The 17496-nt window shown below is 39.7% G+C and carries 13 protein-coding genes; 2 read left to right on the forward strand and 11 right to left on the reverse strand.

The genetic code is table 11. The features are described from left to right. Nucleotides 1–210: 210 nt before the first annotated feature. Nucleotides 211–1092 carry a DUF1672 family protein gene (locus tag H513_RS0116490; protein ID WP_026801711.1) on the forward strand — a complete coding sequence of 294 codons (882 nt, stop codon included), beginning with the start codon at nucleotides 211–213 and terminating at the stop codon, nucleotides 1090–1092. A 420-nt stretch (nucleotides 1093–1512) separates the two neighbouring features. On the opposite strand, the gene H513_RS21025 is transcribed toward H513_RS0116490, so the two are convergent. From H513_RS21025 to H513_RS0116525, 8 genes are all read right to left on the reverse strand, one after another. Then, entirely contained in the window at nucleotides 1513–2589 is a 1077-nt protein-coding gene (locus H513_RS21025; RefSeq protein ID WP_051240088.1) for a thermonuclease family protein, read from the reverse strand. Beyond that, the gene (locus H513_RS0116500) at nucleotides 2589–3689 is read right to left on the reverse strand and encodes a DUF4236 domain-containing protein (RefSeq protein ID WP_026801712.1); all 1101 of its coding nucleotides are present in this window, start codon (nucleotides 3687–3689) and stop codon (nucleotides 2589–2591) included. Before H513_RS0116500 ends, H513_RS21025 begins: the two co-directional genes overlap by 1 nt. Nucleotides 3690–3871: 182 nt before the next feature. Beyond that, a complete protein-coding gene (dptH, locus tag H513_RS22120) occupies nucleotides 3872–9148 on the reverse strand; it encodes a DNA phosphorothioation-dependent restriction protein DptH (protein ID WP_026801713.1) in 5277 nt (1758 codons plus the stop codon). Beyond that, nucleotides 9129–10493, reverse strand: coding sequence for a DNA phosphorothioation-dependent restriction protein DptG (gene dptG / locus H513_RS0116510; RefSeq protein WP_036770531.1), 1365 nt, complete (start codon nucleotides 10491–10493; stop codon nucleotides 9129–9131). The genes dptH and dptG overlap by 20 nt, the downstream gene beginning before the upstream one ends. Before the next feature lie 4 nt (nucleotides 10494–10497). Next, the gene (gene dptF / locus H513_RS0116515) at nucleotides 10498–12804 is read right to left on the reverse strand and encodes a DNA phosphorothioation-dependent restriction protein DptF (RefSeq protein ID WP_026801715.1); all 2307 of its coding nucleotides are present in this window, start codon (nucleotides 12802–12804) and stop codon (nucleotides 10498–10500) included. A 109-nt stretch (nucleotides 12805–12913) separates the two neighbouring features. Further along, nucleotides 12914–13066 carry a PDDEXK family nuclease gene (locus H513_RS22125; RefSeq protein WP_233422727.1) on the reverse strand — a complete coding sequence of 51 codons (153 nt, stop codon included), beginning with the start codon at nucleotides 13064–13066 and terminating at the stop codon, nucleotides 12914–12916. An 85-nt stretch (nucleotides 13067–13151) separates the two neighbouring features. After that, nucleotides 13152–13367 carry a PDDEXK family nuclease gene (locus tag H513_RS22130; RefSeq protein WP_231572130.1) on the reverse strand — a complete coding sequence of 72 codons (216 nt, stop codon included), beginning with the start codon at nucleotides 13365–13367 and terminating at the stop codon, nucleotides 13152–13154. Nucleotides 13368–13440: 73 nt separating this feature from the next. Beyond that, nucleotides 13441–14799: a Sau3AI family type II restriction endonuclease gene (locus tag H513_RS0116525; RefSeq protein ID WP_026801716.1), complete on the reverse strand. Its 1359-nt coding sequence runs from the start codon at nucleotides 14797–14799 to the stop codon at nucleotides 13441–13443. Between the two features lie 109 nt (nucleotides 14800–14908). Between H513_RS0116525 and dcm the strand changes: the two genes are divergently transcribed. Continuing rightward, complete coding sequence (gene dcm, locus H513_RS0116530; protein WP_026801717.1) at nucleotides 14909–16237, forward strand: DNA (cytosine-5-)-methyltransferase; 1329 nt, start codon at nucleotides 14909–14911, stop codon at nucleotides 16235–16237. A 26-nt stretch (nucleotides 16238–16263) separates the two neighbouring features. Here the strand turns inward: dcm and H513_RS20545 are convergent, their stop codons facing one another. From H513_RS20545 to H513_RS0116545, 3 genes are all read right to left on the reverse strand, one after another. Continuing rightward, on the reverse strand, nucleotides 16264–16644 hold the full coding sequence (locus H513_RS20545; RefSeq protein ID WP_051240090.1) for a YkyB family protein: 381 nt from the start codon (nucleotides 16642–16644) through the stop codon (nucleotides 16264–16266). A gap of 7 nt (nucleotides 16645–16651) precedes the next feature. Further along, nucleotides 16652–16792 (reverse strand): hypothetical protein, encoded by a 141-nt coding sequence (locus H513_RS21980; protein ID WP_211226522.1) that lies wholly within the window; start codon nucleotides 16790–16792, stop codon nucleotides 16652–16654. A 419-nt stretch (nucleotides 16793–17211) separates the two neighbouring features. After that, a partial coding sequence (locus tag H513_RS0116545; RefSeq protein ID WP_026801718.1) for an ATP-binding protein occupies nucleotides 17212–17496 on the reverse strand: 285 nt, incomplete at its 5' end.

Here is a 17496-nt window from a genome sequence, read left to right on the forward strand (position 1 = left end):
GCTCAGCAGAACACCAATTACAGGTGAGGGTCTAAGGTAGAGGTTTGACAACAGCCTCCCCACTTTCCCCTATGAGTTGTATTAGAATGAAGATGATATTTATCTATTAGTTGGTCGAATAGACCATTAAAGGGAGTGCTGCATAACATGAATATAAAAAGAACTATTCTTCCATTGGTGGCTACTATCATTTTAGGAGGATGTGCATTTATGAATGAGAAAAGTGAGAACCAAGAAACAAACGCTAACGAAGCAGACCAAAATTATGAAAACGAAAACTTAGTGCCTGTTCAAGACTATGACGGCACAGGATATACTCTAAGGAATGCGAGTGCAGATATTGAGAAAATAGCTGAGGAAAATGAGGAGGAGATTAAGGAAGCGGTTGTACAATACTTTTCGAATAAATACAAAAGTGAAGTAAAAGTACACAATATGGAAGCGGCAAACGGCGGAATTACAGTTTTCTTAAAATCAGTTTCTCCTTTAGAATATCATACATATGCCATAGTCCCCGTAAATGAGGAAAATGCCAGTATCATGTACGAAGATATTTTCACTCAAAGTGGGCAAGTTGAGAACGCCATTGTAACTGGTATTTACGCGAAAGTTTATAATCAAGAATTTAATACATTAAACTCAATGTTGAATCAACTAGCTCAAGAACAACCTATTGTTGGGGTAACTGCAGATGCTTTAAACAATGTTACTGGGGATGGATATAGTACTCAGTATTACAGAACTGCTATATTTGATAAGAATCTAATAGAAGTGTCCAACACCTTTCTAAAGGATCCTACTCTTGATGCTGAAGAATATAAAATATTACTAAACGATGTTGATTACGATCCTAATCTCTTATCATACGTTATAGAGTTTTACATGGAAGACAAAGATAAGAAACCTAAGCAAGAAATATTGGATAAAATAGCGACAGAAATAGAAGAAAACAAAAACGAACTACCTCCAGGTTCCTATGAATTAATACTGAATGATAACTATATTAATAAAGTGACAGCTATAGGTACAAATGATAATTCACTAGAAATAGCCGACCCAAATTCTATAATTATTAAATTGAAAGAGGAGTGAGAAGATATTGATTGAAATTGAAAATCATGTTATTTATACCTTCTTTTCGAAGCACATCTACTTACATAAATTTACTGACAAAACCTACATTTTTAGAATGCCATAAGTTTAAACTGTCTCATATTGCCCTACCTCTTCAGACATCACAATCCTCGACCAATATGAGACATACATGCCTCCTACGTCCGAGTTATAATCACCCCGGTGAAGCTACACATACGTATATTTCCGAACTATAAAATAATTCATCTCTTGAATAGATATTATTCAGGATTATATCTATTGCAACCAAAATCATTCTCAAAATAAATACAACGGCCTTTCCCATAGAGAATATCGGGAAAAGACCGCTGCTCAATCATTCATTTTGTAGAGTGTACTTGCTGAGACCACCCGAAGGTTTTCCCCGTTTGCTAAAGTCTATGGTAAACTCTCGCAAGCTAATCCATCGTTATCATTTCCATCCAATCGGTGGGGGTCGTTGCTAGGGCCACCTGCTGCGATGAAAAAGGCTTGGGCTTCTGCGTGTGAATTAAAGTCTCCGCAGTTTCTGTCTGCTCCATTTGGATCGTACGGACCGCTATATCCATTATCGGTTGAAGCGGAGGTCGTTGTGCTTTCCTCTTCTTGCACTACTGGTTCAGGTGGGTCGATAACATCCTGGTTGTACCCACCATCCTCTTCCATAGCTACGTACCCTTCTACACTCCATATGTTCAAATCTTCTTTCTTTGCTTTTTCCTCTGCAGAATAGTACTCATCAAGGCGGGATGTGTTCGGTTCCCAGACATAGGCGACTCTAGCCAATCCTTCTTCGAGTAGTTGTTTGTTGAAATCCTCCCCATCCACGTGGAGATAGACAAGCAATCGGTCGTAAGTATCCCGCTTATCTTCATCGTAGTATAAATGGACTTCTTCGCCCGCTAAATGCTCTTCTGCAAAGGCACTTGCCTCAGGGCCCCACTCTTGAGTAGGAAGGTCTGGGTGTTTGGTTTCAGGTGTATCGATAAGAAGTAAACGGACCGTATCCGTTTCGCCGCTTTCTTTGAATGTGACATCCATCGTATCACCATCGACCACATCGGTAACTGTTGCCACGTCGAATTCTTTTTCTTCTTTAGATGGCGTTTCTGAAGTTGTTTTAGCTTCTGTTGAATCACCAGAAGATTCCTCTTCCTCTACTTCTGATAATTCTGTTTCTTCTTTGGTTTCTTTCTCTTCTGATACCTCTTCAGCAGCCTCTTGATTTGCTGAAGATGAAGCGTTGTCGTCAACTGGGGTAAATCCAATAATTGTAAGGGCGAGAGCAAATGTAAGGATGATGGCTGGTTTCTTTGATTTTGCTTGTATTTTGCGATTTACTGACCATTCATAGATAGCCCAAATCGCTATACCGATACCAATAAAGCCTAAAATATTATTGAGGATAAATCCAAGTATTGCGAATGCAATAGCCAGAATGATGATAATTCCTAAACAACCTAGTAATGCCTGCATTACTGTACAACCTCCAGATTTTCCACGGGACTAAAGCCTTTGGTTTTTTTAAAACTCATTCGGTGTTCGAAATTCTGCATTGAATCTGAACAATCAATACGGTCAAAGTTCAGGGCTTCTAACGTTTGTCGATCAATTTTCACAGAAAGAATTGTGTTTTCTTCATGAAATCCTGTAGCAGAATTGAACTGCTCTCCTTTTGCATTAATGGTGACAGTCTGTAAGGGGAGCAGGGCAAACATTTCCCTCGCTACTCGTAACACAACACTGGCAACATAATCTTGATAGAGTTCATAGAATTTCGTTTTCGTCATTTGCTTGCTTGATAGCTTACCCGTCTTCGTGAGGCTCAGTTCATGGGATGGTATAACTTTGTCCGAGTGAACGTAAAGGTCAAAGACGGCCTGATACCGATCTTTAAAACTATGATTGAATCCACTTCCGAGTTTTTCGATATCCGCGAAAGGAGCCAAATCATCAATTACCTTGGCATAGCTATCCACTTGGCCTTTTAAAACCCGCTCACCCAACCCCTTTATGGACAACCACTCTTCATACAACTTGTCGTCCTCTTCTTTCGCTGGACCTATAGCTTCCATGAGTAAGCGATGTCTTGCTTCTTTACGTTTAAAGAACCGGTCGCGAAGAGTAGGCCTATAATTGGTAACCGCTTCTTCAGCCTCTTTTTCATTCGGCCCTTGTTCCCCTTCTGTGAACGGAGGTGTACGAACAATATGGTTCCAGTTGAAGGTTTCCGTGCAATCCTTGTGTAAAGAAATCAGAAATTCACATTTTTCCTGAAACCGAGCTACCGCATCTCGAGCCATAGCTTGTTCTTGCTTCTTTTGCTCGTCTTTTTGAGTTTGTGTTAACCGATTCTGTCGATACGCTTGATTACTGCTCGACGAATTCCTATTGGCCCGCAGTCCATTTTCATAGTATATCCCTGTTCCAGGAACCGTTGCCCGAACACGTACGCCATTTGAACCTACTCTAACTCGCGCTCCTTTAGACCCAGCACTCATACTGACCCCTCTTTTACCTACATTCATTCGAACATCTCCGCCTAGATTGACGCTCCTTCTGACTCCAAAGCCCATAGCATAGCCACCTTCATAAATTATGGTTATTATACAAATATTAATATACTAAAACTTAATTTTCCATAAAAATAGGGTTTTTGCGAATTAAAATATCAGACTCTCAGAATAGGATAATCGAAAGTAAACCCCGACTCAAAAACCCCCCGAATTAAAAAATTCAGGGGGGGGATATCTATCTATTAAAATTTAAATCTCTCATCCATAGACGTAATATCAATAATCACCGGATTGCTATTCAGCAATTCCCCATTCGCTCCCCTAGAAGGACCAAATGCAATGCATTGCCCTTTGCGCAAGGATGCTAGGCGTTTCTCCCAATCTTTACGAGAGTGGGTATCATGGCCAAGCATAGACGCAATGGAACTAATTTCGTTCTCCGGCGGTTGGAAGAAGATCTTCTGACTTGTGTTCTGAAGTCTTGAGATCTCATCTGACGTCAACTGTCCCTTAAGGAATTGGGTTGCGTACCAGCCGGACCATCCAAATTTACGGCCTTCTGTAAGGATCTTAGAACTTGGTGACTTATCGCTATGGTCTAAGTTCTGTGCTTCATCAAGGATTACAGGGAATGGAAGTGACTTATCGCCATGCTGAACCTTGTAATGCCAGATGTCCCACAAAATAAACTCTGTAATCATGAGTTGGACATCTCGGGTGTAGGTCGTCATCTGGATGATGTGGACCTTCCCTTTCTGATCTCCAAGCTTCGACCAATCATTTTCTTGTGTATGGTCGAACGGATTCTTATCAATTAAAAGACTAATTTGAGCTAGTGCTGTCTTTGCAGGTCCTGAACCATCTTCCTCTAACTCACGGGCAAGAACATTTAAGTTCATTTGCTCCTCGTATTTACGCAAGCCGCGGATGGTAGCTTGATAGATCGCATTGAGCTGCTGGTGGCCTAAGTCTCGATAGATGGCGCTGAATACACTCTTGATCCGTTCTGCAACATCAGAATAATCTTCTTGAATGAACTCATCCTCATCGATTTCCTTCTCGTTACGCTTGAACGGGTTAATTGGGAAACCGTCACGTGCCACAAGATAGTTGATTAAGTTGTCCCCTAATCGTTCCTTAAACTGCGGCTCAAGTTGTCCCTTCTTAAATCCGTCTGTGTAATCAAATATGATACTAGAAATGCCCTGATCTGCTAACTCCATTAGCATGGACTGGATAAAGTAGGTCTTCCCTTGACCAGACTTCCCAGAAATCAAGATATGACGGTTTGCCAACTCTGGATGTCCGTACTCCCAGTACAGTGTCTTCGTGGACCCTTGAACTTCCCCAAGTCGCACCCGAACATCTTCTAGACTAGGAGTGGACGGTCCAACATCTGTAGAATAATCAAGAGGTTGTACGTCGGTTGCTACTTCAGTCACTTCAGTAGTCGATTCATCTTGGTCAGTGTCACGATCATGGTCAGCGCTATTATCGCCAGATGAGTTCCCGGGGTAACCAGCTCCCCCATCAGCGACTTGACTATTTCCTGAATCAGCAGTGTAGCCTGGCGATGTATCCACTTCTCTTTCAGGAACACCTTCTGCGTCACCACCAACAGTGACAAGCTCAGGCATTCTCACCTCAACCGCCTCTTGATTATAAGTAGTCGATAGCAGCTTGCTTACTGGGATATCCAGATGACCTTGCTCCATCTTTTCTCGAATGACAGACAAATCTTCTACAATCCCGGTATAGGCGTCTGTTTCCGTTAGGATTAAGTTCATTACGTCTTGTTCGATTAGAGCTGAACGCCATGTTCCTTCACTACGGAAGGAGAGGATTGCCCCTTTCCCAATGAACTCTTCTAGATGATAGCCGACGTGGAAGTCGTCATTCATAAGATGACCTTTCAGAGCCTCCAGCTTCTCGTACTGCCCAGTGTCCCAGATGCCATTAGTCATAAATTTACGCGCATTAGCGAGTAACATCTGCACAAAGAAATTACGGAAGAATTTATTACGGAACGGTCGATTTCCTTCTTCATCCACTTCTTTTAATTGTTCGTCAAAGAGACGCTTCGTCTTCTCTATTTGCTCACGTGCTTTAGACGTCTGATCGCCGCCGATCTTCACTTCAACAGGATAGAAGTGGACGAATATATCATCATCCTTCGTCTCTACACCAACTAGCAGAATATCATCGCTTGTTGCCCCGCGAACGCCTAAGTTCGAAGCAGAGAACACACCTTCACTCTTTGTAAGTTTGACCGCACCAGCCACACGAAGAATCTCTTCAAGTGAAATAGGAACCCAAGTAATGTCCTTATGTTGATAGAAGCTAAGTGTGTACTTAATTGCTGACACGATACTTAGTTTCTCTCGGGAGAAATGACCCTTACTTCCAATAATCCTCAACAACCATTCTCCATTTATCGTGTTGAATGCACGGATGGCAGCATGGATGTCGGATGTTTCAGGGTGAATGTCCTTATCTTGAAGGTACTGCTTAATTACATTACCGTATTGAACATTTTTATCTGTGACTGTAATAGCATCATACTTATCAGAGGAAGAGTATTGATCACTATAATGGATAACTAACAGTTCTTTTGATGAGCGCTGGAAGAAATCAAGATCCACATTTGGATCTACAAATGTTACCCAATGAGAGCAATCATATAGATTATCTAACACATCGTCTTGAACAGAAGATGACATCGTAACAATCGTTTGACCCTTACGATATGGATTACGCCCTTCGTTATCAAGATTACTCGCTAACTCATTCATGTTCTTCGTCGTTCTCATAATCTCATTTTCTTCACTAGGGGTATGCTTTGTACCAAACCCAACGCGATAATCATCAGAAGTAGTGAGTGAGCTCGTAGAGGAAAGGAGTCCGTTTAAAGCGATTCCAGTATCAATCTCATCCATTATGTTCTTGGCATCTTGTTCTTGACTAGACATCTTGAAGAATGAGATGTGAGCATAGTTGTAATGACCCTCATCCTCCAATTTGTAGTATTGGATGTTCTCACGTACGATTCGCAACATGTCCGTAGGATCTAGGCTCTTAGATTGAAGAGATATATCAAAAGCCTCTTCTATCCTTTCCGGATTTTCAAGGTTTGAGAACAACTCAAATGCACTTTCAGCCACTTCACGTTGGTATAAAGCAATCTCTATTGGAACGACGTTTCCAAACCCTTCCTTCTCTACTTGTGATTTAAGAAAATGGAAAACGCCTCTCATTACTTCACGGTCATTTGCCATGTTAATTATATTAACTTTTAAAGGCGATTTAGAGCCACTAATGAAGAGATATTTGAAATGATCTACGAACTGCTTCATCTTCTCTTCAACTACACTTGCATGATATGTATTTGTACCTTCAAGCGTTTCTTGGTGCAAAGGTTCATATACTGTCCATTCACTAGCATTACGCTGATAGACTGGTTTATAAAGTTGATTTTGTTCACCATACATATAGGGCAATAAGTTCAACGGCCGCAGGCGATCTAACATGTGTGCCTCTAAGCCTTCTTTTCCAATTTCATTCCTTACTGCTAATTGGTAAGCAATATTTAAAGGATGGAGCGGCGTCAGAAGAATCTTCTTACCGTTACGAATCGTTCCAAGTTTAAATAGGTTCCTCTGATGTGCGTTAATGTGAGCATCTTCTTCAATGGATTCTATTTCATGGTTGTATGCCTGAATAAATTGCCTTGATAACTCTTCAAGTACATTATCCATGTAAGCCAAGCTTGGTAACAACTTTCTACTAGAGAAATAGTCTAAGAGGTTTTGGTAAGCCTCTGCTATGGATGAGTTCACTTCTAGTGAGATTTTTTCTAACCCATGAATAGACAATTCAGCATAATGAATATTTTCGCGTATCCATTGCTCTTCATATTGGAGATATTGCTTAAATTCATCGCGTACGTTAAATTCTCGTGTTCCTTGTTGTAACTTATTATTCGCGAATAATACATGCGCTTCATTCTCCCGCTTTAACTTCCAAATCCTTGGCCCCAATACAGGAGGGGTCTTCACAATTTGTTCTTTTAGTAAGATTGGAACTATTATCTCTTCTATCTGAAGTTGAAAACGAAGAGATTCATCCTCCCATGCCGGTGATTCAGATGAAATCTCCACGGCTTGATTTGCATTAAGTTTCACAATCTCACTAGGTTCCTCTATAACTATTTCTTCTGGATCTATACTCTTGTCACCGAAAACAATGTTCTGCCCGTCATTCTTAATGGTTAGTGATTTATTCTTCACATCAACAGAATAGTAGGTTTGGATTGATTTCAGCCATATTGGGGAGCAGGTCAGTACGCAAATATGAAATTCAAATGAAGACTTCGTTTCTTTATTATGCTTGTAAACAATCTTATAGAATTTAGAACCTTCACCAGTGTTAGGGAGGTGCACTTGCAGCTTCTTCCCTTTAGCTTCTGCATATGGGGTACTCTTTTGGTCTACATCTTCCTTCTTTAACCTCTCATCAAATTCAAACGTCATATTCACAGATTCTTCTTTGTCTGGATTAAAGACAATGATATGACGCTTACGTTGACCTGGTTTTGTGTTTTCATTTTGGGCTTTTTCCCAATACCCAAGTTTCTCAGAGGTTAATTTCTTTACGTTCTCTTTGTATTCAAGAGCCTTACCTTTCTGCTTTTTCAATTTTTCATTTGACTCTTTGACGTCTTTATAGTCAACAGTTTGCCATTCTTCGCTCTTTAACTTCTTTACTCCCCCTTCGTCGAATAGCTTCTCGAGCTGTTGATTTAGATTATCGTACTCATGGATGTGTTGTACTCTTTCAAAGAAATCAGCATTATCGGAAAGCCTGCTTTGCATAGCATTTCGATTTGTAAACTCCGGAAGATTGCCATCGTAAAATAATCCCAATTCAGGGTAAGTTTCTGTAGGTATCGTTTCTTTCTTCAATAAACCCAAGACTTCAGCAAAGTCGAATAAGGAAGGTTGTAGCATCATATCGTCTAATTTTCTATAAAGATAAAATGCGAGCACTTCCCGCTCATGTTTCTGAAGAGGGGACTTTTCAATTTCATCTTTTAAATTTGCAGCTATGGACCGAACATGGAAAGGCATCCCCTCTTTTTGCAAATCACTGCTTCCTCCACGAATACTATCTAGGGTTTCATCACAGATGCTTAGAAGAGCCGTGTTCTCCCACTGACCTGTTTGCTCACCAACCTTATTCCTTAGCGTAACGAGAAAATCTGGCGTTACGTCTCCACGTGTGGCTGCGACAACAACGCGTATGCCATCTATATGCAACGCGAATGTGCTGTACGGAGTACCCCTTTCGTGTTGGTATGTAAAATCCTCTGCGTATTCTGATTCGTATAGTGCCGAATAAAACTCTTGCACTTGTTTCTTTTCGTCAAATTGGAGATAGTAGCGTTCTCCCCCCCCTAGTGATTGTTCTTTTAGGGATTCTATTAACTTATCACTTAAATAATTATAAAATTGGTTTAACATACTGCGCATCACCACTGTCACTTTTTTTGTCTAGCAGGTTCAATTGGTCATAAAGAATGACCACCGCTTCCTTGGAGTGCCGATCAAGAAAGACACCACGCTCTTCAAACGATTGAAAGACCTGCTTTAAGGATGTCCGTTCTTCTTTTACTGTAATGGCGGTCAAGAGTAACAGGAAGTCTTGAGTAATATTTAGCATATAACCAAGCGAGCCTCTTGTCTTAAGGAAATACTTCTTCCCGATTTCATCGATTGAAAGCTTAAATCTGGAAGTGGGACCGAGCCTCAGTCCCCCCTCACTTAAGCTAGTAACCAATGAACGAACAAGCTCCTCAAAATCATCCTGTAATTCTATTGGAGTTAAAGAGGAATGATACCTATATTCTTCTACCCATGATTTCAACAGGCGTCTAATTTCTATCCGTTGCTCCTCGCTTTCATTTTCATATATCTCTTTAAACTCAGGATAAATTAGATGATTTGTTCCAAATATATAATTAAGCTGTTCAATTGAGTCATAATGAGGAAGCAACAACTTTGCAGACTCTTTAACACTCTGAAATCCTTCCATATAGCTAGTACGGTTCTTACTTGCTCCTTCCCAGTCCAAAATGTAATACAATTTGTTTACATCTGTGAAATCAGACTTAAAGAGTTGGTTCGATTTCAAGGTGAATTGAGTAATGTAGAAAAAGTAGTAATAACCCAGGAATAGATTCATATTTTCCACCAAGTAATCTGGATGCTTAGTTAGAAACTCTAAATCCTCTCTAAATAACTCCGTGATCTGTGGCAACTTCCCAATATATTTATTAGATGATTCCTTAGGATGGAGGCCCTCAAGTTGGTTAAGAATTAAGTTGGCTATAAGCGTTCCCCCTTCACCCTTACCAAGAAGCGATTCAAACGCTTCCGTTTCTCCACCGAAAACATCTTTTAGGAATAAGGCAATCTCCTTCTCTCCTTTGGAATCCTTTTCCTCACTCAACGGTAGGTAAAGGAGCATGTGGGGATGAAAGATATTTATATGGTCACCATCTGAGAAGAGAAAATTATCAATGAGTTTCTCGAAGTAAATACGGTCTTCTGGATTTACTTGCACCTTCTTTAGTAGGCTCTCAATAACTTCTTCCCGGTTCATTTCTTCACTCAACGAATAGTCTTTGAGAGCACGAGTAAATTCACCTATCACACCAGTAAACCCTCGTTGAAATCGAGCACGTTCAGGGTTACGACTTGTGAATGGCAAAAATGGAGCCTTCGTATTCCGTACGTGTGTTAGTTTCTTTTGACCCTCTTTTATACGCATTGCTGCTCTTAATTCATTCAAATTTTGTTCATACATGGCATTAATCCCTCTTAAAAATGTATTCATCAAAAATCGGATCGTACTCTAAATTGAATAACATCTGATGACTCGTTTCATATATAAGTACATTCTCTTGATTTTGATTTAGATGCATGAGCCTCTCAATAAATTCCACAAATTGAATCGCATCTTCTTTATCCTTTTTGTCTGGCTTATATCCGTCAAGCACTTTTAGGATTCTTTCGTAAAGTGGGTAGTCAATCTCAAGACTTGCTATATTATTGGTGCTTGTATCTTTGTAAGTCACGAGTAAGGAGTCCTTGAAACGATAATGAACAGCCTCATCACGCTGGACTAATCCAGTCACATCCGGAGTCATGCTAAGCTCGATTGCTGTCTTTATAGATTGAACTGAATCAGAAGTATAAAGGTGACCCTTTTTAGGGCTACCTCTCCATTTAAATACAGCCTCTTTCACTTCAGCGTACAGCTGGCGCAATCCTCTAGGTAGCCCTTGATTATATTGGAAAAGATGTTTGCCGAATTTATCGTACACATGATTTGCAAATACTTCGCCAAGCTCCTCTGAAAGGAAGAAAGCAAGACGAATCATGCTTGTGTTCATGAGGTGTCTTGTCGATTGAGTTAACTCATAGAAGGAACCCAACTCTTTCAAACCTTCAGTAAAGCTTTCTAATCCATCTAGATTAATATGTTTAGAGAATACCTTCTCTATATTCATAGAATTGTTCAACTCAATAATGATTCCGTCTAGCTTCTCATTTCTTGTATGAATTGGATCCATATAAGATAATTTAGACAAGATAGAAGAACGTTCAGAATGACCGAACAAGAGGTTTGGCAAGAGCCCCTCCACTTCCTCTATAAAGGATGGAAATTGTTCCTCCATATATTTCGTAGGGACAAGAATATCGTGAATAAAGTTCAACATAGCCCTAGTAGAGATGATCACCTTTTGTTGGATAACCGTGGCAATTAACGTGTCTACCACGCGTTCCCGTACCTCTTCTTTCTGTAGTAAGAGGTAATTGGTCAGAACTGTACCTTTATAGGAGTTTTCCAGGTCATATTTATAAGCTCGATAGAACGGATTATCTTCAACAGGGTTGGTGATGCGCTTAAGCAACCCGGTGAAATAAGAAGATTCCGGCCCAAACTCTGTGAGCTCATAAGCATGATAATCACTAAAGCTGATTAATTGGAACGATTCTGAATCATCTTGATTGGTGATGAGTGTACGGTCAAACACATTAGATTCCGTGATATAATCCCCGAGCTTCGTATAGCTATCACTTGCGTAGTCCGTTTCCAAGAAATTGTGCAGTACGCCCAAATTGATGGCAAGAATCAATTTCTCTTCAGACTTCTCTAATTGATTGTCAGAAAAAGATTGAAGCACCTCATTCAATGTATCCATCGAGTCCTTTGAAGGATCAAAGCTCTCAGTCGCATCGTTATGTATACTAAACTGCTGCATTAAATCCGGTCTGTGCTTGTTCAGATAGGCAAGCATGTGAGACTTCCCATCTCCTACGCTTCCACATAATAAGACAAGTTGACTCCCAGACTTACCTGCCGCTTCTTCTAATGATTCCACTAAGTCCTCTTGTATAGGCCGAGATACGTGCATATATTCCTTGAATTCACTAAAAGCATTCGCATTCTCAACAGCCTCTTGTGATGATTCTCGTAACTTAGAAAGCTCATATATCAGAGCGCTTCCGCCAAATATAGTCGGCTCATAGCCGTCATCAACAGCTATTTTTTCTTTGTTGTCCTCCTGTTCAGATACCCCTTCTGTTCCTGGAGATACACCATTCACATTTTTCTTTAGATGAGTCGTTAAAGTTTCTCGAATCATGTTGTTAATATCGTCTTTTGTAATAGTCTCTTCTTCTTTCTTCCTAATGGAAGGTGGGCGATAATCGGGAGCAGTAAAGTTGTAATCCCCATACACTTCCATAAACCAAATGGAGAGCTTAAACATATTACGATGAACACGTAGCGCATCTTCAATGTTTCCGTTCTGAATTTGGTGGACAGATTTGTTTCCAATAGAACGAACCGTATCGAATGCCTTGGCCACATCTTTCCTTAAGACACCGCTCTTATCCAAGCCGTCTATTCTTTCTACTTGCCTTCTATGTAAAAGGTAGCTCAAATCTTCTTCATTACGAATGATTTGCTTTGCCAACTCTTCTGTGAATAAGCGGGCGTTCATAATTGCCTCGCTCGGATATTCATATACTAGATTTTCCATTTTCCTAGCCAAATCGGCTAGCGAAGTTTCTACACCTTCCAAAAAATCAAATAAATAGTCTGACATGTTACACCCCTCTTATTTCTCTGCTCATGGTTCAATTTTAACATATAGTTAACTTTTACCGAATATGGACGCACAAAAGAAAATGCTGGAAGATTTATACTCCCAGCATTCACTCCTTCGCCATTTGTATGGTTTTCATTTTTTCGTACATTTTCGCCCCTTCAATAAATTGAACGACCTTATCAACAGTATTTACCACACTACCATTTACCTCATGCTCCCAAATACGGAGAAGGTGCCACCCATTGTTGTAGTAATGCACGTTTACTTCTTTATCTCTTGCCTTATTCCGCTGCAGCTTCTTAAACCAGAAGTCCTGGATGGAGTTCGGGAAAGTTCCATGTCGCTCACAACCATGCCAAAAGCAAGAGTCTAAAAAAAATGACAATCCGATACTTCTTGATAGCAATGTCCGGAGTACCATACAAGTCTTTCACGTTCTTCCTGAATCCGTATCCTCTTCTCCACAATTCCTTGGACACTTTACGCTCAATGGAGGTCCCTTTCCCTTTAATTGCCCCCATCTTTCTCTTTCTTTGTTCATCTGTTAGACGTTCAGACATGTCTACCACCCATTTGTTAGGAATTATAATCAGCCTTCCCAGATAGGGGGTGAATAGAAACATCACAACGCTCTCAATATCCTATTTGCTTAGCGATATAAGTGTTGTTGAGCCAGAAGGATTTCTTGACTACATTTTGCCCTTGTGGGGTTTCATAAGTATCTTGTTTATTTCGTGCATGAGGGCGTACATGTGCAACTGGATTTTCACTTGAACCAGGAAGCTGGTCTGCTTTTCCTGATTTAATTCGTTCAACTGTCTCGTCCCAAACTTCTCTAACGTCTAATTCTAAGTCGTTATGCGGAATATTCCAGAACATTGCTTTCTTAAACACCAGTTCTTCCTGATCATTGTATTGAAATACAACAAAAAGATAACGAGTATTTAAGAACATTTCCCTTAAGGTTGAGGTTTCCCATTCTTCATCTACAATTTCTTTATACTTAAACGCAGGGAAGGACATGGATTCTTTTACCCTTCCTTTTTGGGTGACTCTAATATTCTTCAATTTAATATTTGCTTTTATGAACTCTTCACTATTCGCGATATCACTCTCCAGGCGTAACATCTTAGATGCGAGCTGTGTAGTAAGGTTTTGGCTTTTCTTTATTTCTATTCCCAACTCATTCATAATCTCTTCTTCTGTCATCCCAACAAATCTACTGAGTTGATTAAGAATGTATTCCTCCAAGGTTTGGCCATCCAGCTCATCTTGGCCCACTATAGACTCTTTGTATGTACGCTTTCCTGCCAAGATGTAGTCGTTTAATATAGTCGTCATATAGGAGGGCTTCAGTGAAAAAGCTCGTCTCATGGCTAACTCTTCAGAGTATGGCTGTTCAACCATATCCTTTGCATTAGCACCTTTCGTGCAAGCCCCTAAGTAGTTTGTGTCTCCTTCAGAAAGTTCGTGAGCTTTGCCCTCCTTAACCTTCTTCATGATTTTCTCCCAATCTTGTTTAATGATTTCTAAGTCCTTGTCAGGGAACTGAAATAATTGGGCATGTGTAATCTTATAGTCTAGCCGATTTGCAATCTCTTCTTTTGATTGGTAAAGGTAGAAGATTAATAGAAGTAACTGATTCTTCTTCCAGAATGAGCTAGTTTCAAAGTCCTCATGTGGCAACTTATTGAAATTTATCATATTTAGAACGAGGCGTTCTTTCGCTTTTGCTTTCTTTTTTGTTTTATAGACATAAGGAGTGGTCTTTAATTCTACGCCAGCTTCCTCAAAATCAGGCCCTGAAGTGTTATTCGGATTATATCCAAAATGCCCTTCTTCGACCAATCGGCCGAGTCCTCCCTTATTCCCATCTTCACGGATAACCAAGCCATCTAAAGCCTCGCGAAATGTGAGATTCTCTAGTTTTTTCGCGTGTTCCTCAATGGAAGTAGGACTTGTGTAATCATATGTAAATCTTTCTTGTGACAATGATGTATCCCCCTATGCGATAATCTTTAATAAACGCTTTCTATGTAGTATAATGTCATACAGACTAGTAACTTACAAGATTCGTCAATTAAAGAACGGGGGAAGTCAAATGAAGTTTGATTATACCATTACAGAGCTATTTGCTGGTGTAGGTGGCTTCCGTCTCGGTTTCGAAAGAGCATCTAAGAAATGGGAAACGGTTTTCGCCAATCAGTGGGAACCAGGAAAATCTAAACAACATGCCTATAATTGTTATATTGACAATATAAGAAATGATAGATTTAACCGTAAGAACTCTATCCATTGGGAAGAAAAGCGAGTAACAAATGAGGACATTGCTACGTACGCAAATGCTGCGAAGCAACTCATTCCTGATCATACAGTCCTCGTAGGCGGGTTTCCTTGCCAAGATTATTCAGTAGCTCGAACGAAAGCAGATGGAATTGCTGGGAAGAAAGGCGTCCTTTTCTGGGAAATCGATAAAATCGTCGCAGAGAAACAGCCTCCATTCGTCCTGTTAGAAAACGTAGACAGGTTACTGAAATCTCCCTCGAAGCAACGAGGACGAGATTTCGGCGTTATGTTGAAATCGTTCCAGAAAAGAGGCTATGGTGTGGAATGGCGCATGATAAACGCCGCAGACTACGGTTACGCACAAAAACGCAGACGAGTTTTTATCTTTGCCTTTCATAAAGACACTCAATACTTTAAAGAGCGTCAACTAACAGACAAGGCTGTACTTCTTCACTCTGAAGGCTACTTCCAAAGTCAATTTCCAGTTGAAGATGAATCATCGACACGTCATTTACCCTTAAGCACAGAGCTACACGAAGATATCGTAGACCTTTCCGACAACTTTAGCTTTCGCTTCCGTAATAGCGGAATTATGATTGATGGTCACATTTATTCTGAGGAAGTCCTTCCAAAGTCTCCTAGAAAACAAATTACTCTAGGGGATATCCTTGAAAAAGGCGTAGAGGATGAAAAGTACTACCTTGGTGAACAATTAGAGGATTGGGAGTACATGAAGGGGCCTAAGAAAGTAGATCGAGTCACAAGTGAAGGCTACCACTACCAATACTCAGAAGGTGGTATGGCATTTCCGGATCACTTAGACCGTCCTGGTCGCACCATCCTTACAAGCGAGTCAAGCAAGAATCGTAGCACCCACGTGGTAAGGGATCCTGAGAGTGGACGTCTTCGTATTCTTACTCCAGTTGAATGTGAACGAATGAATGGCTTCCCTGATAATTGGACCGACTCTGGTATGCCGCATAAGTTCCGTTACTTCTGTATGGGGAATGCGTTAGTCGTTAATTTAGTGGAGAAGATGGCAAAAGAGCTAAAAATAATTGTAGACAATGAAGTGAAGCATTCTAAGGAGCATGAAGGAATAAGCAATTTGAGTTTTTTTGAAAACAAAGAAAAAATTAATTAATTAATAAATATTTAGAAGAGGGATACCTATTGATGGTATCCCTCTTCTAAATATAAATTTAACATTTTCAATGCTGTTATATATTTCACCTTACTTAAATTATTCTGTTTTTTACTCATCTCTCCCAAATGGGGAAAGAAATTAAATTCTTCGTTAATGGCATATATGTGGAAGTAGTAACCTGAAATCTCAATTAACAATACGGAATGATTTCTCATCTTGCTTTTCGTACGAGAATACTGCAAACCTATAACTGTTGCCTTGCCCTCTTTAATGAGTTTTCTAATTACTTTGTCCTTTAATTTGTACAATTCTTTTTTGTTTTCTTTAAACTTAGCATAATGATTAATAGTATATAGTGACTTGCATAAGATTAATATATCTTCATTGCACCCTCTATGGTTCACGCCTAATCTAGGCTCCTTCTGCTTCTCGTTTTATCTCAAGAATCCACTGTTCAAAGTCTCCATTATTACTTCCACCGACAATGTCATTATCCTTCAAGACTTCCATTTCTATTTTCCAAAGTGCAAATAAATCTTCCTCGTGTTTCAATCCATTGATTATTAGTTATTAAGCTAACTTCACTAATGCTTGATATATCAGGGTAGTAATAAGAAGCGATTTCTTTTATATGACGATAATATGGAAGTTTTATAACCTTGTATCTTGGTCTAGGATAATTAATATCCTCCTGTAATGTAACCCAATATATAAGAGATGTAATTTGCTCATTATTTAATTATGCTTGGTTAATTACGACACCATTAGTTGTGATTTCTACCTCTTTGTATGCAGATAGTCCTTTGTTATAAATTCCTATTAAAAATTTCATCATTTACACTTCATAATTATGCTGGCACAAATAAATATTTCACAACGTCTACATGGGTTAAAGAGTGATTGCTGTGTTTTGCAAGAGAAAAGTACATAATAATGCAATGAAAAATACATAAGCTTGCCAGCCGATATTTTTAGTAGTTTTGTCTGGATAATGCATGGCTAACCCGGTAGCTATCTCCTGAAAATGTAAGTACATGAGCGTGGTGTATGACACGATCAACTAAAGCTGCTGTTAGCCTCGAGTCTACAAATATTCGATTCCACTGACTAAATTCCAAATTTGAAGTGATAATGATGCTCTTCTGCTCGTACCAATCGGTGATGAGTTGAAATAGAAGCTCGGCTCCTTCTTTACTGAATGGAATGTATCCCATCTCATCTAAAATAATTAGATCTACTTTTTTAAAACGGTTCCT

Origin of the sequence: Pontibacillus halophilus JSM 076056 = DSM 19796, from assembly GCF_000425205.1 — a bacterium.
GTDB classification, from domain to species: domain Bacteria; phylum Bacillota; class Bacilli; order Bacillales; family BH030062; genus Pontibacillus_A; species Pontibacillus_A halophilus.

Excerpts from the sequence above, each read along its gene's own strand:
- H513_RS0116490 (WP_026801711.1), top strand. The coding sequence starts at position 211 with ATGAATGAGAAAAGTGAGAACCAAGAAACAAACGCTAACGAAGCAGAC.
- H513_RS21025 (WP_051240088.1), bottom strand. The coding sequence starts at position 2,589 with ATGCAGGCATTACTAGGTTGTTTAGGAATTATCATCATTCTGGCTATT.
- H513_RS0116500 (WP_026801712.1), bottom strand. The coding sequence starts at position 3,689 with ATGGGCTTTGGAGTCAGAAGGAGCGTCAATCTAGGCGGAGATGTTCGA.
- dptH (WP_026801713.1), bottom strand. The coding sequence starts at position 9,148 with ATGTTAAACCAATTTTATAATTATTTAAGTGATAAGTTAATAGAATCC.
- dptG (WP_036770531.1), bottom strand. The coding sequence starts at position 10,493 with ATGTATGAACAAAATTTGAATGAATTAAGAGCAGCAATGCGTATAAAA.
- dptF (WP_026801715.1), bottom strand. The coding sequence starts at position 12,804 with ATGTCAGACTATTTATTTGATTTTTTGGAAGGTGTAGAAACTTCGCTA.
- H513_RS22130 (WP_231572130.1), bottom strand. The coding sequence starts at position 13,367 with ATGTCTGAACGTCTAACAGATGAACAAAGAAAGAGAAAGATGGGGGCA.
- dcm (WP_026801717.1), top strand. The coding sequence starts at position 14,909 with ATGAAGTTTGATTATACCATTACAGAGCTATTTGCTGGTGTAGGTGGC.